Raw genomic sequence first — 21574 nt, forward strand, 5'->3', positions numbered from 1 at the left:
CTTATGCCGGTTTGGTCGCGATCAAAGATTGCAGGAAATCATTGGTTACCGCTGGCCCTTGCTCCACGGTGAAACCGGTCGCTTCCAGGATGCCCTTGAAATCACTCGCCACAAAGGCAGGAGAATAAGGTTCGCAATTGTCGCGGCTGTCATTGTCGATCATGAAGCGATAACCGGCAGGCACCTGGCCCTTGTCATTATTTGGAAATTCCAGAATCGAAAAGACACCGCCGGGTCGTAAAATCCGGAACAGTTCGGCGACAATTTCCTTCATCTTTTTGACCGGTACTTCGTGAAAAAGAATGTAAGCGAGTATCATGTCGAAATGATCGTCCGGATAGCCGCTATCTTCGGCCAGCGCCTGTTTGAAATGGACATCCTTGCCCTGTTGAACGGCCCGCATGTGGGCATAGCGGATGAGCGGTAAACCGACATCCAGGCCCCAGACTTCGGCGTCTGGATACAGGTCTTTCAGTACCGTTGTAGATTGGCCAATGCTGCAGCCCACATCCAGAATGCGTTCGATCTTGCCATCGGCTGGCTTTGTCGTTTTTTCTGCATGCTCAATGTGCAGCTCATCCTGATCGTTGAAGCCTTCATAGAAGATTTTGGTACCGTAATGGAAAACGGCACCGCCCAGGGGATCATCCGTATAGCCACCTGGCTGACAGTGGATTTCACAGCGTGTATATTTCGGGGGCTCGAAAGACGGGTCATAATGAATATTGTCAGGGTGGGATTTCTCCGCCGCATCCATATCGGCCATGATCTTGTCGGCATTGCGGAAGAAGCTTTTGCGAGTCCCGCGCCACATCATTTCCTGCTGAGAGCGAACAAAGCGCTGCCAGGTCGGCGTAAATGGCACTTTTGAAAAAACCTTCTTGATCTCGTCGAGGGACAATTCTTCGCCGTCAGCCGGTTTTTTTACTTCACCGCTTTCCAACGCCTTGCCCAGCGCCGCTTCGCCATTGGCTGACATAACCGGAAAACCCTTTTGAATGGCAAATTTCCGAAATGAAGTCACAAATTCCAGATAGCTCTCATCCGCCAATTTTGTCGGGCGAGGCAAGACGCCAATATGTCCACGGTCCATCGATAAACTCCTTTTAGATATCTGCTTTTTCAGCCAGATCATGGGTGGGGCGGCGCAAAAAGGCACCGAAAATTCGTTCAACGAACGCATCCCGTTCCACGGCCCGCGCCGCTATTTCTGCTTCGTCAGGCAAATGCGCTTCAATTTCTTCGCTGACCTCAATGCCTTTCGCAGCGAGAATTTTTTCGAGCACGATCACGCGATCATGATGGGTCCAGACCGTTGCCGATAATTCCAACAGGGCGTCGAGCAGATTGTCGATGACAACATTCTCGAAATAGACGCGACCATTGCCGCCAATCTCGTCACCCAATTCTTCAGGAACTTCCATTTTTTGCGACTCATCATTCATTTTCTATCACCCGGATCATCTTGCTTAGGTTATGCCTGTCAGCAGTCGATCGCTCAAAGGCGACCATAATTATATCCGCGCAATGGATATGAATAACAGTCAGAGTAACTTATCACAGGAAATCGGCAAGGGAGAGGATATGACCAGCACATTCGACAATTATGCCGATCTATACGGTTTCGCTGCAGAACAGCCTGAGAAATTCTGGGGACAGGTGGCCGAAAAGCTTAGCTGGACGAAGCCGTGGGACACGCTGGTTGGCCCCGGCGACGGGCCTATCCCGCGCTGGTTTGGCGGTGGCGAGCTGAATGCCTGCTATAACTGCGTCGATCGTCATGTTGAAGCGGGTTTTGGCGATCAGACCGCGATATTTTATGAGAGCCCGGTAACCCGGATATCCGAGCAGCTCAGCTTTGCAAGTCTTCAAAACGCAACGGCAAGACTTGCCGGTGCGATGCAGGCGCGGGGAGTGACAAAGGGCGAACGCGTCCTGATCTACATGCCCAATTCGCCACAAGCGGTGATTGCGATGCTGGCTTGCGCACGAATCGGAGCGGTTCATTCAGTCGTGTTTGGCGGTTTTGCCGCGAAGGAGCTGGCTGTGCGTATCGATGATGCCACACCCAAGCTGGTGATTGCCGCATCCTGCGGTATCGAAGGCGCGAAGATATTGCCCTATCAGCCGATCCTCGAAAATGCTTATGAACTGGCGGAACACAAGATAGATGCGACCATCTATTGGCAGCGAGAACAGAACGAAGCAGATCTGGGGGCGGAGACCAATCTGGACTGGGCACGGGAACTCGCCAAAGCATCGCCGGCTGCATGTGTTCCTGTCGCTGCCACCGATCCGCTTTACATTCTTTATACATCCGGAACGACGGGACAGCCCAAAGGCATTGTTCGGGATACCGGCGGATATCTGGCGGCGCTCACATGGACGATGGAGGGCCTGTACAACTGCCCGCCGGGCGAGACCTATTGGGCTGCCAGCGATGTCGGTTGGGTCGTCGGTCACAGCTATATTGTCTACGGTCCGCTCCTCAACCGCAATGCGACGGTGATTTTTGAAGGAAAGCCGGTCGGAACACCCGATGCCGGAATATTCTGGAAAATTATTGCAAAGCACAAAGTTCGCAGTTTTTTTACAGCACCGACAGCCATTCGCGCGATCAAGCAGGTCGATCCGCAAGGTAATCTGGCTTCCGGACATGATTTTAGCGCGCTTCAAGCGGTCTATCTCGCGGGCGAGCGCACGGATCCCAGCACGCTGGACTGGATCGGGAAGCTGCTTGGAAAGCCGGTTGTGGATCATTGGTGGCAAACGGAAACCGGCTGGGCGATATGCGCCAATCCGCTGGGTATAGAGGAATTGCCGCTCAAACCGGGATCGACCAGCGTCCCGATGCCGGGTTGGCAGATCGAATGTCTGGGTGATGATGGCAAGTCGGTAGAAGCCAATGAAACCGGTGCAATTGTGGCAAAACTTCCGCTTCCACCAGGTGCTGCCACCACGCTCTGGAACGCTGAGGATCGCTATGTCGATGCCTATCTCGAGCGCTATGAAGGCTATTATCTTTCCGGGGATGCCGGATATATTGATGAAGACGGGTTTGTATTTGTGATGACGCGGATCGATGATGTGATCAACGTCGCCGGACACCGGCTGTCGTCATCTGCGATAGAAGAAGTACTGGCCGCAAACAGGGCCGTGGCGGAATGTGCTGTCGTTGGCATCCACGATGATTTGAAAGGTCAGGTGCCTGGAGGTTTCGTGGTGTTGAAAGCTGGTGCAGATCGTGATCCGGGCGAACTGGCGCAAGAGCTTGTTGCCGATGTCCGGCGAGAAATCGGTCCGGTTGCTGCATTCAAGCAGGTTCATGTTGTCAGCAAATTGCCCAAGACCCGATCAGGGAAGATCTTGCGCCGTAATATCCGGCAGATTGCCGATGGCGAGGAACCAAAAATACCTGCGACGATTGAAGATCGTGCAGTGCTCGATGAGTATTTCAAGCTATTTGATCAAGGAACCGGTGCCGAATGAGTGGAACAGATCTAAGAGCGAAACTGGCAGGCGACAATATTATCGCAGCACCCGGTATCTATGATCACATGAGCTTGCTGATGGCCAATGAAATGAGCTTTGATGCGCATTATGCATCCGGCTATTGGGGCACGGCCTCTGCCATGGGAGAACCGGACGTCGGAGTCGCAGGCTATAGTGATTTTCTGCGTATATTTTCTGGCTTTGCGGCCAAGAGCAAAGCGCCGATCATTGCGGATGCAGATACCGGTTTTGGCAGCCTTGCCAATCTTGCGCATGCGGTAAAAGGGTATCAGACAGCCGGAATTGCCGCGATGCAGATTGAGGATCAAGGCTTTCCCAAAATCTGCGGTCATGTCGGCCAGGCTGTTTCGGTTGAAGCGGAAGAGATGATCCGCCGGATGCATGTGGCGGTAGAAGCCCGGGGAGAAGGCGATATCTTGATTATTGCCCGTTCCGATGCGCGCAGAACCGAAGGCCTTGATTCTGCGATCACCAGATTAAACGCTTATGCGGACAATGGCGCGGATATCCTGTTCCTGGAAGCGCCGAAAAATCTGGATGAAATCAGAGAGGCTGCGAGCCGGGTCAGCAAGCCGTTGCTGGTCAACGCTGCCCATGGCGGATTCACGCCAATCCTGGCTCCGGCTGATTATCAGGCACTGGGTGCAAAGCTCGTCATTTATCCCGCTGGCGCACCGCTGGCTGCAGCGCAAGCAGCGAAGAATTTCTATGCGAACCTGAAATCCGGTGATGCCAATGGCGACGGTGTCGGGCATTTTGATTTTGGTGACATGTCTCGTCTGCTCGGTATCGACGACGTTGTCGCGTTGCAGAAAAGGCATGGCGGTGCCTAGGGAGATCAGAGCTGCAGTTAGCGCGGGCAAAGGCGCAGCTCCGGTTATCGAGCAACTTCTGCTGGATGATCCGTTGCCTGATGAACTGGTGATCGCAGTAAAGGCTGCTGCCATCTGCCACACGGATATCGGGATATCCGAATGGTCAGAAACTCCCCGGGTGTTCGGGCATGAAGGCGCCGGGGTCGTGGTGGCAACCGGCGAAGACGTTACCAGGTTTCAAGCCGGAGACCGTATCGTGGCGACATTCGGTTATTGCGGTCATTGCCGTAACTGTGCGGATGACCATCCGGCCTATTGCTTCGACAATATCGCTTTGAACATTGAAGGCCGGCGCGTACGGCCGGCGCTGAAACGTCCGGATGGCACAGAGATTGGTGGAGCCTTTTTCCAGCAAAGCAGTTTTGCAACCCATGCCCTGGTTACAGAGCGAAACGCCATTCTGATGCCGGATGACATGGAATATACGACCGCCGCGCCATTGGGCTGCGGCATCCAGACCGGAGCCGGAGCGGTCATCAATAATTTCGCGGCCCGGGCAGGGCGGCCGCTGCTTGTCATCGGTTGTGGCGCGGTTGGTTTGGCCGCGATCATGGCAGCCAAAATCGCCGGATGTTCACCGATTATTGCCAGCGACTTGCACAGGGACAGGTTGAAGCTTGCGCAAAAATATGGTGCACATGAGATTATCAGCGGCGATGATCCGGAGTTTGTGGAAAAAACACTGGCTGCTTCCGAAGGCGGAGTGTCCTATGCGCTCGACAGCGCTGGCACGCAGAGCACCTTTGAAGCGGCCATTGCCTGTCTCCATCCCGGCGGCAATCTCGGCATCCTGACATTGCCCGGCGGTTTTGAAGACCCTGTCTCACATCCGGGCGGACTGCCTTTCATGACCACCAGCATGACCGGCATAATCGAAGGTGATAGCGTCCCCGACAGCTTTATTCCGTGGTTGATCGAGCAGCATCGGATCGGACATCTTCCCTATGATGAACTGATTACAGAATATTCGTTCGAAGACATTGCTGCCGCGTTTGAAGCGCAGCGCAGCGGGACCGTGATCAAGCCGGTTCTGACTTTTTCCTAATTCAATGCCCAAAGGTAATGATGCATGAGCAAGATTGAAGTCATTCGCACCGAAAATGTGAAAACGATCATGGACATTCCGGTCGTTATCGTCGGAGGAGGTGGAACGGGTCTTTGTGCAGCTTTGGCAGCGCGCGATGCCGGAGCGGAAGTCCTCGTCATCGAGCGCGATCGTCAGCCTCTCGGGACGACAAGCATGTCTACCGGTCTCATTCCAGCGGCCGGTAGCAAAGCACAGATTGCCGGGCAAATCGAAGATAGTCCTGCCATATTTGCGCAGGACATTATTGCCAAGACCAAAGGCAAGGTGGATCACGCGCTCGTCCAGCGTCTGGCAGAACAATCCGCGCGGACGATTGACTGGCTGATGGACGACCATGAGATCGGGTTGAGCCTCGTCGAAGGCTTTACCTATCCCGGACATAGCGCGCTGCGAATGCACGGAATGCCCAGTCGCTCCGGCGGGGAACTTATGGGCGCGCTCGCTGCCGCCTGTGAAACTGAAGGCGTCGATATCCTGACGGATGCCACAGTTGACATACTCTATGTCAATGCCGCCAATCGCGTGATTGCAGTGGCAGCCACCCGCCCTGACGGGGGGCAGGACATTGTCGGTTGCGGCGCCTTGATAATGGCTTCCTGCGGATTTGCCGGGAATCAGGAGATGGTCGCGGATCTGATCCCCGAACTCGAACATGCAACCTTTCACGGCCATCCGGGAAACAAGGGTCATGCCATAGCATGGGGCAAGAAGTTGGGGGCCAGCATGGCTGATCTGAGTGCCTATCAAGGCCATGCCGGGCTGGCTGCGGGATTTGGTATTCCCATACTCTGGCCGTTGATTGTCGAAGGCGGCATTCAGGTGAACCGTGCCGGACAGCGCTTTTCCAACGAAGCTGCCGGCTATTCGGAGCAGGCGGTGAAGGTTCTGGAACAGGAAGGTCATGTGGCCTGGAGCATTTATGATGAAACCCGGCACCAGATCATGGAGCAATTTGACGATTATCAGCAGGCCAAATCAGCCGGCTGTCTGATGACTGCGGCCACCCTTGAAGAACTGGCTGAAAAAGCTGGCGTGGATCTGGCCGGACTAAAAGCCAGCGTGGAAGAAACATGGGCCTTGATTGACAGCGATGCGCCCGACAGATTCGGGCGCAGTTTTGAAGGGAAGCGGAAGTTGTCCCCGCCTTATTATGCCGTACGCGTCACCGGTGCGCTCTTTCATACGCAAGGCGGTCTGGAAGTCGATGGTGATGCGAGGGTGTTGCAAGAAGACGGATCACCCTTTCCGAACCTTTATGCAGGAGGCGGTGCGGCGCGCGGCATTTCCGGTCCCGGTGCAGATGGTTATATTGCGGGCAATGGTCTGCTGACCGCAACCACGCTCGGGCGACTGGCTGGCGAACATGCTGCTCGCCAATCTACATAGACAGGATTTCGAATTAAGCGCCGATGTCGCTGTTGAGACTGGCGGTGATGGCCCGGGCTGACTGTTGCATTACGGGCAGGAATTCAGCGACCGCCTGGTCCGGTTTAAGTGCAGATGCGAAATAGATCAGCGCCAGGGAACCCATAAGTTCGTTCTTGGCGTCATTGACCGGCACTGCCAGTGAAGATGTTTTTCCGGGTTCTTCGTTGTAGAAATTGCGCGCCTGCATCGCAAAGCCATCGCTCCGAATCTTGTCGAGCACCACATCATCGGACACCATCAACAATCCCATTTTCGAAGTTTCATTGTCGGTCGCTTCCCAGGCTTCGATTATGGTCTGACGTTCTTCGTCCGAACAATGGGCCAGATAGGCCTTGCCGGTCGCACATTCTGCTATCGGAAGAGTATAGCCTGGATAGTAATTCGAGAAAGTCAGCGATGTCATTTTATGGGTGGAGTCACGCACCATCATCCGGGTGCCAACCCGTGTTGCCAGCGAGACCGGCCAGCTGACTTTGCGACAAAGTTCTTCCAGATGAGGCCGTGCGACCGAGACCAGTTGATCTTCCGCTTGAAAACCAGTGGCGAGGGTTTGGACAAGAGAGGTAACCCGATACTTCTTGCGCGCGGGTTCTCGTTCAATGAGGCCCTCATGTAATAGGGTCTGCACAATGCGACAAGCAGTAGGATAGGGTACATCTGCACTTTTCGAGATGTTCATCATGGTGATCGGACCGTCCCGACTCACCGCGGACAAGACAGCAATTCCGCGTGAGATCGCTCTAACTGGTACACCGCGCTCCATATGACCTCCCTATCCGTCAGGCGGATAGATAAGCCAGTTATCGTGCATCTAGCAAGTGCTATTATCCGGCGGAAAATTCGCCCATCCGTCGGGATGAATATGAAGCCTTCAATTGTTGTTGTCACAACTGTATTCAATAGCGGCAGGGCCGTGGTGATACACGCAACAGAAAGAAGCTGACCGACTATGCCGCAGGAAATTATCGTTGCCGATATTGGCGGAACGCATGCGCGGTTCGCGATTGCGGTGGTCAGGAACGGCCGGGTTATCCAGCTCGACAACCAGATCACCATGAACAGCGCCGACCATGCCAGTCTTCAAATCGCCTGGGCAGCCTATAGCGCAGCCATTGGGCGTGACCTGCCGGTCGATGGTGCCATTGCCGTTGCTGCACCGGTGGGTGGTGATGTGCTGCATTTGACAAATAGCAGCTGGATGATCCGCCCCCAGCTCATATGCGAAACACTGAAGCTTGAGCGTTTCAGCCTCGTCAATGATTTTGGCGCTGTCGGGCATGCTGCGGCATGGCCGGGTGACGATCAGTTTGAACATATTTGCGGTCCGGAAAGTCCGATAAGCGAAAAACACTCCATCACCTTGATTGGACCCGGAACCGGCCTGGGTGTGGCCCATATTTGCCGGAAGGGCGATAAATATCACATCACTGAAACGGAAGCAGGCCATATTGATTTTGCGCCCCGAGATGATTTTGAAGACCGTTTGCTGCATAGCCTGCGCAAGCAACATGGCCGGGTATCGGTAGAACGCATCGTCGCCGGGCCGGGGCTGCAACTGCTCTACCGCATGGTCGCGGAAATGGACGGGCAACAGCCGAAACAGCTGGATGACAAGGCTTTATGGCAATTGGCATCCAGTGGAGAAGACAGCCTGGCAGCGGCGGCTTTTGAGCGGTTCTGCCTGTGTCTGGGAGGATTTGCCGGTGATATGGCGCTTGCGCATGGCACGGATGCAGTGGTCATCTCGGGCGGACTCGGCAACCGGATTGCGCATCATCTGCCTTCATCAGGCTTTCACAGTCGGTTTGCTGCAAAGGGGCGCTTCGGGGGCCTGATGGATCAGATTCCGGTGAAACGGTTTTTACGTGAAGAGCCAGGCCTATATGGTGCAGCCGTGGCATTTCTGAAAGAACATGAGATAACAAGACCGGCGGGAAACAGTAAATGACGTCTCCCTGCAACAATATTTGCAAGATTGACGAACCCAGCGGCTATTGCATTGGATGTGGTCGTACCATGGCGGAGATAGCGCAGTGGCCCGGAGCCTCGAGCGACCAGAGGCAGCAGATATTGTCGCTGTTGCCAGCGCGAATGCAGGCAATGGCCGAGAACAAAATTTCGCCGGACTGATGGAATGAAGGTTCGGGCTGCTTGTTATTTTCGCGCTGTCGGTCCGCTATTTTTCTGACGCGAAAGACAGGCATGGCAGGGACTTGCACAATCTTTCTTTGAAGGGGCACCATCGCGTTCCAGCGGTATCGTTACTTCCCGGACTTCACCCTCGGAATTGCACAATTCCAGCGTCATCATCCCGCTGGCAGGAGCGGCTGGAAATGCCGCCAGCGTCATCAATGCCAAAGCCGCCGGCAAACTTGTCGTTCCCGCCCTTCTAAATCGCTTCATCATCTGGGCTCGTTTCCGCTTCATCATCAATCAGCACCCGGTGGGCTGCGCCTTCGAGATCTTCAAACTGGTCGTTGTGCATTGCCCAAAAGAAGAACGCCAGTCCGCATAGCCCCATAAAAAGCGCGACCGGAATCAAGATTGCGAGGCCACTCACTTTGCCGCTCCGCGAAGTCGCAGGGCGTTGCCGACGACAATCAGCGATGACATTGACATCGCTATTGCGGCGATGAGCGGTGTCACCATGCCGGCAATGGCCAATGGGACGGCAAGAATATTATAGCCGATGGCCAATGCGAAATTCTGGCGAACATTTTGCATTGTTTTGCGGGCCACTTTCACTGCAATGGCTGTAGGCAATAGCGAGTCACTGGTGAAAACGGCATCGGCGGCCTGCTGGCCGACATCGCTTGCTGATCCTGGAGCAATAGAAACATAGGCAGCTGCCAGCGCAGGGCCATCATTGAGGCCGTCCCCTACCATCAAGACATTGCAACCGGACTGCGTCAGACGCGTGATCGCCTCGACCTTGTCCTCCGGACATGCGGATGCCTGCGCGGTAATGCCCAGTTTTCGCGCCACAGGCGCCACAGCTTCGAGCTTGTCGCCGGAAAGAATGGACGCTGACAGACCCATTTTACTAAAAAGATCCACTGCCAGCCTGGCATCGGGCCGTAACTCGTCGTTGAGATATATAATCTGCAGGTCGTCACCGATCGTCAGTTCGGTTGTAATCTGCTGCATAGCTTTTTCTGCACGCCCCAGCCGAACCGATTTGCCTTGCCAGACGCCGTTTACGCCTTCTCCGGGAACCTCTGAAATATCTTCAATTTCCGACAAAGGCATGATTTCTTCCTGCACCAGCGCCTTGCGGAGAGCCTGGCTGACAGGATGACGACTGGATTGGGCCAGGGTCAGCGCCACAGCTTTTTGTACGGGGGACAGGCTATCAAGATTTTCGGGCAGCGCGGCCCCCATTGTCAAAGTTCCGGTCTTGTCGAAAACCACCCGGTCTGCCTGCGCGAGCCGCTCGAGGGCGCTGCCATCTTTGACCATGACACCTTGCCGCATCAATGCACCAGAGGCCACGACCTGAGCAGCAGGAACCGCAAGGCCCAGTGCGCAGGGGCAGGTGATGATCAGTACTGCGACCGCTATCAATAGCGATTGATGCCATCCTGCTCCGGCGATCATCCAGCCGATGAACGATAAAAGGGCCAGACTATGTACAGCAGGGGCATAATAGCGCGAAGCGCGGTCCGATACCCGAATGTAGAAAGACCGGTGCTGACCGGCTTCATCCATCAATCGGGCTATGTCCGAAATGCTCGTATCTTGCCCTGCGGCGGTGACCCGGACATTGACAGGTCCGGTGAGATTAAGTGTTCCGGCAAGTACGCTGTCACCTTCACCGCGCATTTGTGGATCGCTCTCACCGGTTAGCATCGATATGTCAAAACCGCTGCGACCTTTCATCACGATGCCATCAGCAGCCAGATTCTCACCCGCTGCGACATGCATGATCATATCAGGCAGAATATCCTCTGCTTTGGTCCAGCGCGTCGTGCCATCGTCCTGCACAATCATCGCGCCGGTTGCGGTTTTCTTCAGCAGCGCTGAGATACCCTCTCTGGCGCGATCCTTCATCATTCCATCAAGCACGCGTCCGGTCAGCAAAAAGAAAATCAGCATGACCGCACCATCGAAATAGGCATGAGCCCCGCCCGTTGCCGTTTCATAAAGACTCAAGCCGGTGGCCAGCAATATGCCGATGCTGATCGGAACATCCATATTGGTGCGCATGTATCGCAGCGCCATCGCCGCCGAAGCGAAAAAGGGGCGTCCGGAATAGGCGATGACAGGAACAGCGATCAGTGCCGAGAGCCAGTGAAACAGATCTTTGGTAACGCCTATTGCGCCCGACCAGACACTGACCGACAGCAGCATGATGTTCATCATGCCAAATCCGGCGACAGCTAATGCGCGAAGCAGGCGCTCGGTATCGCCGCGATCTTCTGCCAGCGGATTGTCGGCCAGCAATTGTGCTTCAAAGCCAAGTTTCTCGATTGCCGAAAGCAAGGCGTCTCCGCCCAGTTCAGGCTCGTGTGAAACCGCGACTTGCTTGGTAGAGAAATTGACGCGCGCGGTGACGACGCCGGGAATTTCAGCCAGCCCCCGTTCGATTTTTGAAATACAGCCGGCACAGCGCATGCCAGGCACGACAAACCGGCTGTCCTCGCACAACATGGCGACGTCCAGATCACGGGATGCCAGCGCGGCGGTCACTTTATCTCATCCAGAAAGTTAAACGCTTGTCCGTCTCGTAACGCACGGACTTTCAACTTCCAGCGACCGGCAGGGACGGCTTCGATACTGCGATATTGTCCTGGCGCGGTTTCCCCGAATGTCAGTTCGAACGTTTCAGTTCGTCCGACCGGATGAGAAACTTCTGCAGACAATGTCATGGATTCCAGCGGGTTTTGATCCTCTGCAATTGCCGAAAAAATCAACTGTTCACCGGATCGTGAAGCTTTGGAAAAGGACCAGCCGTGACTCGCCTGTTGCCGGCCCTCCTCGAGCCATTTATTATAATTCTGGCTGGCGACATAGCTGTTGTCGACCACAGTTCCGCCAAAAGACGAAACCGCGAAACGCGCCATCAGCATGTTGACCGCGAAGATGACTCCGAAAAAGGCAATAAACATCCAGGTGGCGTGAAAGCCATTTATTCTGCGGGGCGTGGGTTTGGGTTTGCTCATTCTATTTTTCCGGTCGTTCAAAGAACAGTGTTTCGGTATCGCTCGGTGTTTCGTCGTCAATGCCCCGAACGCTCATGTTGAATTCCGATCGCGATTGGTCGTTTGACGGTGCGGCTACAAACAGCCGCAATTTGGCTACGCTGTCCGCGGGCACAGTCGTTTTTATCATGCTTTGGCTTGCCGGTCTCTGGTTTCCGCCAGACCAGATGGTCGCTCCGTCGAGACCGGAAATCGAAACTTCCATTTCGCGCGGTCGATTTTCCATATTGCGAATCTTGGCGGTGTAACTGTTTCGGATATCGCCTTCCGAAAGCTGGACATAGACCGGATTGCGATCATGCTGCACAGCCAGATCAAGACGGGTGCGATTGCCCAGCGCGAACAGCATGCCGAGACCGATGCCGGTCCACGCCGCAAAATACAGGATTGTCCGGGGGCTGAGCAAGGTTTTCCAAACGGGTGGAGTCGGTTCACCGACTTGCTCGCGTTCCGCATTGTCAGATGTGATATAGTCGATCAATCCACGTGGACGCCCGACCTGTTCCATCACCTTGTCACAGGCGTCGATGCACAGCGCACAAGTGATACAGCCGATTTGCGGCCCTTCGCGAATATCGATGCCGGTCGGACATACGGCGACACATTGATTGCAATCGATGCAATCTCCAAATTCTCCGGGATTCGCCTTTGCCTTTTTCATGCTGCCGCGTGTTTCGCCGCGCCAGTCCCTGTATGTGACCAGCAGGGAGTTTTCGTCCATCATCGCAGTCTGGATACGAGGCCACGGGCACATGTAGATACACACTTGCTCGCGCATGAAACCGCCAAAGATGAACGTCGTTGCGGTTAATATCCCTACCGTTGCATAGGCGACAGTTGCGGCTTGCCCGCTCCAGAAATCAACCACCAGTGTTGGAGCATCTGCAAAATACATGATCCAGGCACCGCCAGTCCAGAAGGACAAAAAGAGCCAAACCGACCATTTGGACAGACGTTTGCCAATCTTCTTTGGTCCCCAGGGCGCATCCTGCAACCGGAACTGTGCATTGCGGTCGCCGTCAATCCAGCGTTCGACATGCTGAAACAAATCGGTCCATACGGTTTGCGGACAGGAATAACCGCACCATGCCCGACCCACTGCCGATGTGACGAGGAACAGGCCGATACCTGCCATCACCAGCAATCCCGCGACATAGTAAAACTCGTGCGGCCAGATTTCGATCCCAAACATGTAAAAGCGGCGATTGGCCAGATCTACCAGGACCGCCTGGCTGGGTGCATAAGGTCCCCGGTCCCAGCGGATCCACGGCGTCACGTAATATATCGCCAATGTGACCGCCATGATCACCCACTTCATCCGCCGGAAAAATCCGTCTACGGCTTTGGGATAAACGCCCTTGCGCTTTTCATAAAGCTGCAGTTCCGGATCGAGAAGTTCGTCAGGACTGCCCATCATCGGCACTTTCGGTCATACCGGTTTCGCTTTCGGCCTGTTCTGCAGGTTGCGGATTGGCTTCACCACCGCCCAGAGAGTGAACATAGGCGGCCAGCATACGGATGGTAACCGTATCGAGCCGCTGGTTCCAGCGCGGCATGACACCATATCTGCTGTTGACAATGGTCTCTGTCAGGCTGTCTCGATCCGTCCCGTACAGGGAGATGGAATCCGTTAGATCAGGGGCACCCTGGATGCGATCACCTTTGCCGTCAGCTCCATGGCAAATTGCACAATTGGCTTCGAAAAGCACGGCCCCGCGCTGCGCCGCACGGCTGGTTTTTTCTTCGCCGGTCAGCGTGCGGACATGGGATACCACATCCTGAATTTCATTGGGCTGCAATATTCCGTCCTTGCCAAATGCGGGCATCAGGGAAAAGCGGGTCTCGTCATGATCCGGCTGCCGAATGCCATGCAGCAATGTATATTCGATGGCTTCGAGATCGCCGCCCCACAACCATTCATCATCGTTCAGATTGGGATAGCCTTTTGAACCGGCTGCACCTGAGCCGTGACATTGCACGCAATGAACCTTGAAGGCAGAAGCGCCGCCCTGAACGGCCTGTTGCATTAATTCGGGATTATCCGGGAGCTTCTGAACGGCAGTGCGTTCGATCGCTGCATGAATGGGTGCCAGTTCTGCATCCCGTTCAGCCAGTTCTGCATCCAGTTCTCCGAGACTGGTCCAGCCAAGCGTGCCTTCGGTTGCGCTGTTGACCATGGGCCACGCAGGATAGAGAACGACATAAACAAGAGCCCAGATTATTGTCGCATAAAGCGTCCACAGCCACCAGCGCGGCATCGGCGTGTCCAGTTCTTCGATACCGTCCCATTCATGGCCGACAGTTTCGGTTCCGGTGGGTTTGTCGATATATTTATTCTCGGTCATGGTCGGCCCCTTCTTCCTGGCCATCGTCAAAGATCATATGCGCGAGGTCTTCATGCGTCCGGCCCGAACCGGGGCGGAACGTCCAGCCGACGAGGCTGAGAAACAGGAACCCCATGAAAACCAGGCCCCAGCTATCGGCAAAGTGGCGCAGGTCCTCGTAGTTCATCGCGGTTGCTCCTGGGCTTCACCCGTTTCGAAATCGACCAATGTCCCAATCATCTGAAGATAGGCGACCAGCGCATCCATCTCGGTCAGCTTGTCAGGATCGCCATCAAAGTCGCGAACCAGCGCCTTGGGGTAGCGTTCCTGCAATTCTGCTGCACTGCCAAATTCGTCCGCTTGCAGTACCAGGTCTTCATTGGCCCTGGCCATGGCGTCTTCGGTGTACGGAACGCCCAGTCGATATAGCGCCCGCAAGTGAGCGGTCATGTCACCGGCTTTCAATTCGCGGCCTGCGAGGAACGCATATGGCGGCATGATGGATTCCGGTACAACGCTGCGCGGATCGATCAGATGTTGGACATGCCACTCATCCGAGTAGCGCCCGCCTACGCGTGCCAGATCCGGCCCGGTCCGTTTCGAACCCCACTGGAACGGATGATCATACATGCTTTCTGCTGCCAACGAATAGTGACCATAACGTTCCACTTCGTCCCGGAAGGGACGGATCATCTGGCTGTGACAGGTATAACAACCTTCGCGGATGTAGATGTTGCGCCCCGCGAGTTCGAGCGGTGTATAGGGCCGCACACCATCCACTTCCTCCACCGTACTGTCGATCCAGAACAGCGGCGCAATTTCGACAATCCCGCCGATAATCACAGCGATGAAAGAGAAGACCGCAAGCAAAGTGACATTGCGTTCGATTTTTTTGTGTTTTTGCGTGAGACTGGTCATGATTTTCTCTCCCTCACTCGGCCGGTACGGCGGTTATGGGTTTGTCGGCGGCTTCGTCATAAGGCGTCTCCGTCATCGACTTTTCATCACGCACCTTGCCGGCGATCGTCATCCAGACATTGTAGACCAGCACCGCAGCACCAGCGAGGTAGAGCAGGCCGCCCGCTGCGCGGATGAGATACATCGGCAACATCGCAGAGACCACTTCGCTGAATGAATAGACAAGATAGCCATCGTCACCATATTCGCGCCACAACAAGCCCTGCATGATTCCGGCAACCCACATCGACGCGGCGTAGAGAACGATGCCAACGGTCGCGAGCCAGAAATGCCAATTCACCATGCGCAAGCTGTAAAGTCGCGGACGACCCCAAAGGCGTGGAACCAGATAGTAAAGAGCTGCGAAGGTAATCATCCCGTTCCAGCCCAGCGCTCCGCTGTGCACATGTCCGATGGTCCAGTCGGTATAATGGGACAGGCTATTGACTGCCTTGATCGACATCATCGGCCCTTCAAATGTGCTCATCCCGTAAAAGGCGAGGGCAAGGACCATCATGCGGATGATCGGATCGGTCCGGATTTTGTCCCATGCGCCGTTCAGCGTCATCAGGCCGTTGATCATCCCGCCCCAGCTTGGCATCCACAGCACGATCGAAAAGACCATGCCCAGCGTTTGTGCCCAGTCGGGCAACGCCGTGTAGTGCAGGTGATGCGGACCGGCCCAGATATAAAGGAAGATCAGCGACCAGAAGTGGATGATCGACAGCCGATAGCTGTAGACCGGGCGCTCGGCCTGCTTGGGCACGAAATAATACATCATGCCAAGGAAGCCCGCGGTCAGGAAAAAGCCAACGGCGTTATGTCCGTACCACCACTGGGTCAGGGCATCCTGCACTCCGGCAAAGGCGCTGTAGCTTTTTGCACCCAACAAGCTGACCGGCATCGCCAGGCCGTTGACGAGATGCAGCATTGCAACCGTGAGAATGAACGCCAGGAAAAACCAGTTTGCGACATAGATATGGGGTTCGGACCGTTTGGCAATCGTTCCGATATAGACCGCCGCATAACTCACCCAGACGATGGTCAGCCAGATATCGACATACCATTCCGGTTCGGCATATTCCTTGGATTGGGTAACGCCGAGCAGATAGCCGGTGGCGGCCAGCACGATAAACAGCTGGTACCCCCAGAAAACAAAACGGGCGAGGCCGGGGAAGGCCAACCTCGCCCTGCAGGTGCGCTGGACGATGTAGAAACTCGTCGCGATCAGCGCATTGCCTCCGAAAGCAAAAATAACTGCAGAAGTATGGAGCGGACGAAGCCGCCCGAAAGTCGTGTATTCCAGGCCCAGATTGAGAACCGGGAAGGCGAGTTGCAGCGCGATGTACAAACCCACTAGAAACCCTGCCATGCCCCAAAATATGGTTGCGATAACGCCCCATCTTATGGGGTCATCATCATAGATGCCCTGATCGGCAGGGGCATTGATAATACCACGGCCAATGGCGGCATAATCCGCCTTGCTGATCGTAACCCACAAGCCGATCAGGCAGGCTATGACGATAATCGCCATGTGAATGGCGAAACCGCCGTCGACAGCTAGAACCATTGCGGCAAATGCCAGAAATGCTAACGCCAGCCAGCCGCTGGCCCTCATCAAAAGAATATCCATATTGTCCTTCCCCGTTTCGGCGACACCGCATGCCGCTCTCCACGCAAAGGACTCTGGAACGCCGTCAGAACGAAAACATTGATCCAAATCAAAGAAAAAAATTTACTGTTAACAATGCCTCGAAAGCGATGCCGGGCGACGCTTTGGTCGCCCGGCAAAACGGCAGATTTTGGTTTAGATGCGGCTTGTCGCCGTCTCTCTAGTCGAGGTAAAAGTTCACGGTGGTGACCACGCGCACTTTTTTATACGGCGTATCGGTCACACCGTAACCACCGCCATCACCATCCCGGCTGTTGATCGAAAAATAACCCTGGGTCGCAGATTTGATACCGCCGACATCGGTGCCGCTATCCTTGGCAAATTGCTCCGCCGACTTGCGGGCATCCTTGGTCGCTTCGGCAACCATTTCCGGTTTGATTTCGTCGAGCTTTGTAAACGTGTAGCTCATCCCCGAACCATCTTCGAGAACGACCCCGCGCCGCACCAGATCAAACTGGCGTGCGACAGCTGCCTGCGCTTTTTCAATATCATCTGTCCGCAGGGAGAGCCGTTGGCGGATCGTGTATCTCGGAATCCCATTGCTGCTATACTGGTTCACATTGGCACCGGTCGGTTTTAGTGCATCCGCCTTGAAACCGAGTTCTTTAAAGAAGACCGTGATTGCCGCCGTATCCTGATCCATGTCTTGCTGGGCGGCCTGCAAATTGGTGCTCTGGGCCGAATAGGCGATGGTCCAGGTTGCCAGATCGGCAGTGACTTCCCGTTCGGCCAGGCCGCGCACGGTGACGCTGCGATCGGCCATTTTGGCGCGCAGCAGCCCGTCGCCCAGCAAATAGCCTCCGACAATAAGTCCCAGTGTCAATATTCCCGCACTGGCCAGCCAGACATTGTTTTTCTTGTCCAGAAATTTTCCGTTCTCACCATTCTCCGTCATATCTCTTTCGCTTTCCCATCTTGCCATCTAAACAGATTCCAGCAACCCGGTTCGGCTTTGCGACGTCTGCGATGAACCGTTTCTGAATAGCGATGAATGGAGTTTTATCCCAAAATGGCGATCCAATATCTACACAGCATGCTGCGCGTTACCGATCCTGACGCCACGATCCGGTTCTTCAATCTGCTCGGTCTCGAAGAAGTCCGGCGCTATGACAGTGAACAGGGCCGGTTCTCGCTAATCTTCCTGGCTGCTCCCGGACAAAAGGATGTTGCAGAAGTAGAATTGACCCACAATTGGCCGCCAGAAGATGGCAGCGCACCGGAACAATATGACGGTGGACGAAATTTTGGGCATCTCGCCTATAGCGTCGACAATATTTATGACCTTTGCCAGAAACTGATGGATGCCGGCGTGACGATCAACCGCCCGCCTCGTGACGGACACATGGCATTTGTGCGATCCCCGGATAATATCTCTGTGGAGCTGCTGCAGTCTGGTGAGAACCAGCCGGTTCAGGAACCTTGGGCAAGCATGGAAAATATCGGTGAGTGGTGAAGTTCGGCCTATGCCTTGGCGACATCGCCTTCGTGTGATCCCGGGCGTTCGGTCAGATCAAAACTGACCACCTGATTGCGGCCATTATTCTTTGCATTGTATAGGCGTCGATCCGCAACCGCCATTACCGATTTTAACGACGCGCGCCTGGGAATTGAGGAGATACCCGCGGAGAAGGTCACGGGCTGTTCGATTTCCGGAACGGCTTCATGCACTGCTCTGATCAAATCCTCACAGACAGCCGTCATGACTGATGCCGCGTTTTCGCTGCGCATCATCCGCTCGTCTACCTGAAACAGCAACGCAAATTCCTCTCCGCCAATTCGGGCGGCAAAATGATCTGTTTCGGCGAGTTTTCGGCCAACAACCCGTAACACTTCATCACCGATCTCGTGCCCGTAACGGTCATTGACCCTTTTGAAGAAATCGATGTCCAGTATCGCGATATGGCTATACTTCCGGTTGGAAAGATTGTCCTTGAAGGCGCTTTCAAAGGCGCGGCGGTTGCCTATCGATGTCAGGCCGTCTGTTTCGGCAAGCAGGGTAAGCTCAACCTGTTTTCGAAGCGTGTTTTCATGTTTGCGCCGCAACTTCATGATCCGGGTTGCAACACCAAAAGCCAGGACGATTGTTTCCAGCACCAGTGCGAAATAGAGCCCGTAGTCCAGCTCGTGAATGCCAATGTACACGTCCATCCCGCGCGCAATCCGATCCAGGCTGAATATGATGATCGGCGTCCATGCAGCGATCTGAAACCAGATCGCCTTGCTGCCCCGCCGCAAGGCATGGCCCATAGTATAAAGAACAATCAGCAGATAGGGGAGGAACGAAGCATGATAGAAGTTACGGATATTCGTGTCATATCCATGGGTGGTTTGAAAAATCCAGGCCGTTACAAACACTGGCAATACCGCTGATACCAAAAGTAGCGGGCGCAGCCATCCTGCGATTTTCCCGGTCTCGACAAAGCGATCGAGGAAGAAACCGCTGGCGGCGATAGCTATTGCAAGCGTCCAGTAGTTGAGCAGGAATTTGGTCGTTAGAGTTGTTTCGGGGAATACAAGGAACATTAACCCGGACGAACTGAACGTATAGACGACCGTCCCCATGATCATGACGCTGTGCCACAGCATGAAACTGTACCGCAGGGCGCCGTAGAAAAAGACATTATAGAAAAACGGCATTATCGCCATCCCGCACAGCAATGCAAACATCGCCGATAGCGGCAATTTGAGATCATCCCATTTCTGTTTCGAATTGAGCTGCAACAAGGTGATGGAGCTTGCGACCCTCGGATTGTCGAGCGACACATAGACTGTTTCAATCCGGTTTCTGATCGAAGGGTCTCCGGAGCGCGGTATTTCCAGTCCGTAGTGGCCTTTGGGCCGCCAACTGTTGATGACTTCCTGTTCCGAAAAATAACGGGATTCTATGCTGCCATCCCGCAATACCGCATGGACAGCCATCGATGTCAGACCATTATTGTCACCCTGAATCTCGACAGCACCGGTTGGAATCCGGCTGGCTTCGAAAGGAAACCTTATCCAGAGTTTTGATCCGGAGAAATCAAATTTCTCAGATGAACAGTCGAACTTGTGACTGGCCGCAACAACATCGGAAATCTGGCCATTGAGCGCAGTCCCCATTGTGCACAGGTCATCGGACAGACGGACGGATGCATTCGCCGGTATCGACAAACAGAAAAACGCGATAAATGCAGCAAGAATGCGCAAATTTTGTCCTTCCGGATTCGATCCTCAACAAGCATTGTGAACTAATGTAAAATCCTTATTTTACAGTTAAGCATCGACAGCATTGTCTTAAGCGCGTAATTTGCCAAAATGCTTGAAATAATCAGAATCCCCGTGCTGTCCGACAATTATGTCTGGCTGGTCCATGAGTCCGTTTCGAAAGAAACAATGGTCGTTGATCCTGCTGTGGCCGATCCGGTTCTTGAGGAAGCTAAAAATCGTGGTTGGAAAATCACGCAAATCTGGAACACGCATTGGCACCCCGATCATACCGGTGGCAATGCTGCGATACAGGAAGCGACGGGTTGCCATATTACCGGGCCAGAAGCCGAGAAGGAACGCATTCCGACGCTTAACACCATGGTTAGTGGCGGAGACACCGTTCGGCTCGGCGACGTTGTTGCAGACGTGATCGATGTGCCAGCCCATACCGCTGGGCATATCGCCTTCCATATCCCGTCCGAGGACGCGATTTTCGTCGGGGATACGCTGTTTGCAATGGGGTGCGGACGTCTTTTTGAAGGAACGCCGTCCCAGATGTTTGAAAATATGCAAAAACTGGCAAAGCTGCCCGGTGAAACGCACGTCTATTGCGCGCACGAATATACCCAGAGCAATGGGGAATATGCGCTGGTGGCCGAACCTGAAAATCAGGCGATCCGCGATCGCATGGATGCCGTTCTCGCCGCGCGTGCGGTAGGAGAAGCAACTGTCCCGACAACCATTGCACTGGAACGGGCGACCAATCCCTTCATGCGGGCGGAATCTATTGCGGAACTGGCAGATCGCCGGACCGCAAAGGATAACTTTTAGCCGGAAATTTCGTTTTTACCGCTTTTTATGTTACATAGTTTCATTGATGGGGGCATCACCAGGAGAAACACAGTGAAAAAGATGATTTTCGCACTACCCATGGCACTGATTTTGGCCGCACCTGCAGCGAATAGCGGCGTCAAGGAACTCACGCTTAACGAAAAAGATCAAACGAGATTCGATAAAAAGATTGAGGGGCGCGTCGCTGGAGAACCGGTCAGTTGTATCAGCCGGATCGATCAGAAAAGGCTGACAGTAGTTGGTGACAAATATCTGATCTATCAACGCAGCAGCAATCCAAAGACTATCTATATCAACGAACCCTATGGCGGATGCCGGGATGCCGAAGATAACACGTTGGTGACCAAGCGGTTCAGTTCCAGATTGTGCAGCGGAGAAATTGCCGAAGTAACAGACCTGTCGACCGGCATTCACTATGACAGCTGTTCCTTTGGTCGCTTCGTTCCCTATACCAAAGAGGAAAGCTGATATCAGTCTTC

22 protein-coding genes are annotated in these 21574 nt (G+C 54.4%); 8 read left to right on the forward strand and 14 right to left on the reverse strand.

Annotated elements, in window-relative coordinates; genetic code table 11:
* Nucleotide 1: 1 nt before the first annotated feature.
* Together ABJI30_RS02105 and ABJI30_RS02110 are read right to left on the reverse strand one after the other, a co-directional pair.
* The gene (locus ABJI30_RS02105) at nt 2-1093 is read right to left on the reverse strand and encodes a class I SAM-dependent methyltransferase (RefSeq protein ID WP_348015256.1); all 1092 of its coding nucleotides are present in this window, start codon (nt 1091-1093) and stop codon (nt 2-4) included.
* Between the two features lie 13 nt (nt 1094-1106).
* Nucleotides 1107-1445, reverse strand: coding sequence for a hypothetical protein (locus ABJI30_RS02110; protein WP_348015257.1), 339 nt, complete (start codon nt 1443-1445; stop codon nt 1107-1109).
* Between the two features lie 139 nt (nt 1446-1584).
* On the opposite strand from ABJI30_RS02110, the gene ABJI30_RS02115 reads away from it, so the two are divergent.
* Genes ABJI30_RS02115 through ABJI30_RS02130 form a run of 4 tightly spaced genes read left to right on the forward strand, consistent with a single transcriptional unit; the run spans nt 1585 to nt 6861 of the window.
* The gene (locus tag ABJI30_RS02115; protein ID WP_348015258.1) at nt 1585-3489 is read left to right on the forward strand and encodes an AMP-binding protein; all 1905 of its coding nucleotides are present in this window, start codon (nt 1585-1587) and stop codon (nt 3487-3489) included.
* A complete protein-coding gene (locus ABJI30_RS02120; RefSeq protein WP_348015259.1) occupies nt 3486-4346 on the forward strand; it encodes an isocitrate lyase/PEP mutase family protein in 861 nt (286 codons plus the stop codon). Before ABJI30_RS02115 ends, ABJI30_RS02120 begins: the two co-directional genes overlap by 4 nt.
* Nucleotides 4333-5433 (forward strand): NAD(P)-dependent alcohol dehydrogenase, encoded by a 1101-nt coding sequence (locus ABJI30_RS02125; protein WP_348015260.1) that lies wholly within the window; start codon nt 4333-4335, stop codon nt 5431-5433. Before ABJI30_RS02120 ends, ABJI30_RS02125 begins: the two co-directional genes overlap by 14 nt.
* 24 nt (nt 5434-5457) lie before the next feature.
* Nucleotides 5458-6861, forward strand: coding sequence for an FAD-dependent oxidoreductase (locus tag ABJI30_RS02130; protein WP_348015261.1), 1404 nt, complete (start codon nt 5458-5460; stop codon nt 6859-6861).
* A gap of 13 nt (nt 6862-6874) precedes the next feature.
* Here the strand turns inward: ABJI30_RS02130 and ABJI30_RS02135 are convergent, their stop codons facing one another.
* On the reverse strand, nt 6875-7666 hold the full coding sequence (locus ABJI30_RS02135; protein WP_348015262.1) for an IclR family transcriptional regulator C-terminal domain-containing protein: 792 nt from the start codon (nt 7664-7666) through the stop codon (nt 6875-6877).
* 186 nt (nt 7667-7852) lie between these two features.
* On the opposite strand from ABJI30_RS02135, the gene ABJI30_RS02140 reads away from it, so the two are divergent.
* A complete protein-coding gene (locus ABJI30_RS02140; protein WP_348015263.1) occupies nt 7853-8851 on the forward strand; it encodes a glucokinase in 999 nt (332 codons plus the stop codon).
* Nucleotides 8852-9057: 206 nt separating this feature from the next.
* Here ABJI30_RS02140 and ABJI30_RS02145 read toward each other — a convergent pair whose 3' ends face one another.
* From ABJI30_RS02145 to ABJI30_RS02190, 10 genes are all read right to left on the reverse strand, one after another.
* Nucleotides 9058-9309, reverse strand: coding sequence for a hypothetical protein (locus ABJI30_RS02145; protein ID WP_348015265.1), 252 nt, complete (start codon nt 9307-9309; stop codon nt 9058-9060).
* Nucleotides 9293-9463 (reverse strand): cbb3-type cytochrome oxidase assembly protein CcoS, encoded by a 171-nt coding sequence (gene ccoS / locus ABJI30_RS02150; RefSeq protein ID WP_348015266.1) that lies wholly within the window; start codon nt 9461-9463, stop codon nt 9293-9295. Before ccoS ends, ABJI30_RS02145 begins: the two co-directional genes overlap by 17 nt.
* Nucleotides 9460-11553, reverse strand: coding sequence for a heavy metal translocating P-type ATPase (locus ABJI30_RS02155; RefSeq protein WP_348015633.1), 2094 nt, complete (start codon nt 11551-11553; stop codon nt 9460-9462). Before ABJI30_RS02155 ends, ccoS begins: the two co-directional genes overlap by 4 nt.
* A gap of 35 nt (nt 11554-11588) precedes the next feature.
* Nucleotides 11589-12065, reverse strand: a complete 477-nt coding sequence (locus ABJI30_RS02160) for a FixH family protein (RefSeq protein ID WP_348015267.1) — start codon at nt 12063-12065, stop codon at nt 11589-11591.
* A 1-nt stretch (nt 12066) separates the two neighbouring features.
* Entirely contained in the window at nt 12067-13518 is a 1452-nt protein-coding gene (gene ccoG / locus ABJI30_RS02165) for a cytochrome c oxidase accessory protein CcoG (protein ID WP_348015634.1), read from the reverse strand.
* Complete coding sequence (gene ccoP, locus ABJI30_RS02170; RefSeq protein WP_348015268.1) at nt 13505-14449, reverse strand: cytochrome-c oxidase, cbb3-type subunit III; 945 nt, start codon at nt 14447-14449, stop codon at nt 13505-13507. Before ccoP ends, ccoG begins: the two co-directional genes overlap by 14 nt.
* Complete coding sequence (locus ABJI30_RS02175; protein WP_348015269.1) at nt 14436-14615, reverse strand: cbb3-type cytochrome c oxidase subunit 3; 180 nt, start codon at nt 14613-14615, stop codon at nt 14436-14438. Before ABJI30_RS02175 ends, ccoP begins: the two co-directional genes overlap by 14 nt.
* Complete coding sequence (gene ccoO / locus ABJI30_RS02180) at nt 14612-15346, reverse strand: cytochrome-c oxidase, cbb3-type subunit II (protein WP_348015270.1); 735 nt, start codon at nt 15344-15346, stop codon at nt 14612-14614. Before ccoO ends, ABJI30_RS02175 begins: the two co-directional genes overlap by 4 nt.
* A 13-nt stretch (nt 15347-15359) precedes the next feature.
* Nucleotides 15360-17018 (reverse strand): cytochrome-c oxidase, cbb3-type subunit I, encoded by a 1659-nt coding sequence (gene ccoN / locus ABJI30_RS02185; protein WP_348015271.1) that lies wholly within the window; start codon nt 17016-17018, stop codon nt 15360-15362.
* A gap of 199 nt (nt 17019-17217) precedes the next feature.
* Nucleotides 17218-17952, reverse strand: coding sequence for an SIMPL domain-containing protein (locus tag ABJI30_RS02190; protein WP_348015272.1), 735 nt, complete (start codon nt 17950-17952; stop codon nt 17218-17220).
* A 114-nt stretch (nt 17953-18066) separates the two neighbouring features.
* On the opposite strand from ABJI30_RS02190, the gene ABJI30_RS02195 reads away from it, so the two are divergent.
* Nucleotides 18067-18510, forward strand: coding sequence for a VOC family protein (locus ABJI30_RS02195; RefSeq protein WP_348025362.1), 444 nt, complete (start codon nt 18067-18069; stop codon nt 18508-18510).
* An 8-nt stretch (nt 18511-18518) separates the two neighbouring features.
* Here ABJI30_RS02195 and ABJI30_RS02200 read toward each other — a convergent pair whose 3' ends face one another.
* Nucleotides 18519-20243, reverse strand: a complete 1725-nt coding sequence (locus ABJI30_RS02200; protein ID WP_348015274.1) for a diguanylate cyclase — start codon at nt 20241-20243, stop codon at nt 18519-18521.
* Nucleotides 20244-20351: 108 nt separating this feature from the next.
* Between ABJI30_RS02200 and gloB the strand changes: the two genes are divergently transcribed.
* Nucleotides 20352-21074: a hydroxyacylglutathione hydrolase gene (gene gloB, locus ABJI30_RS02205; protein WP_348015275.1), complete on the forward strand. Its 723-nt coding sequence runs from the start codon at nt 20352-20354 to the stop codon at nt 21072-21074.
* A gap of 72 nt (nt 21075-21146) precedes the next feature.
* Complete coding sequence (locus tag ABJI30_RS02210; protein WP_348015276.1) at nt 21147-21563, forward strand: hypothetical protein; 417 nt, start codon at nt 21147-21149, stop codon at nt 21561-21563.
* Nucleotides 21564-21574 lie beyond the last annotated feature (11 nt).

Source organism: Parasphingorhabdus sp. (genome assembly GCF_039968395.1).
Taxonomy (GTDB): Bacteria; Pseudomonadota; Alphaproteobacteria; order Sphingomonadales; family Sphingomonadaceae; genus Parasphingorhabdus.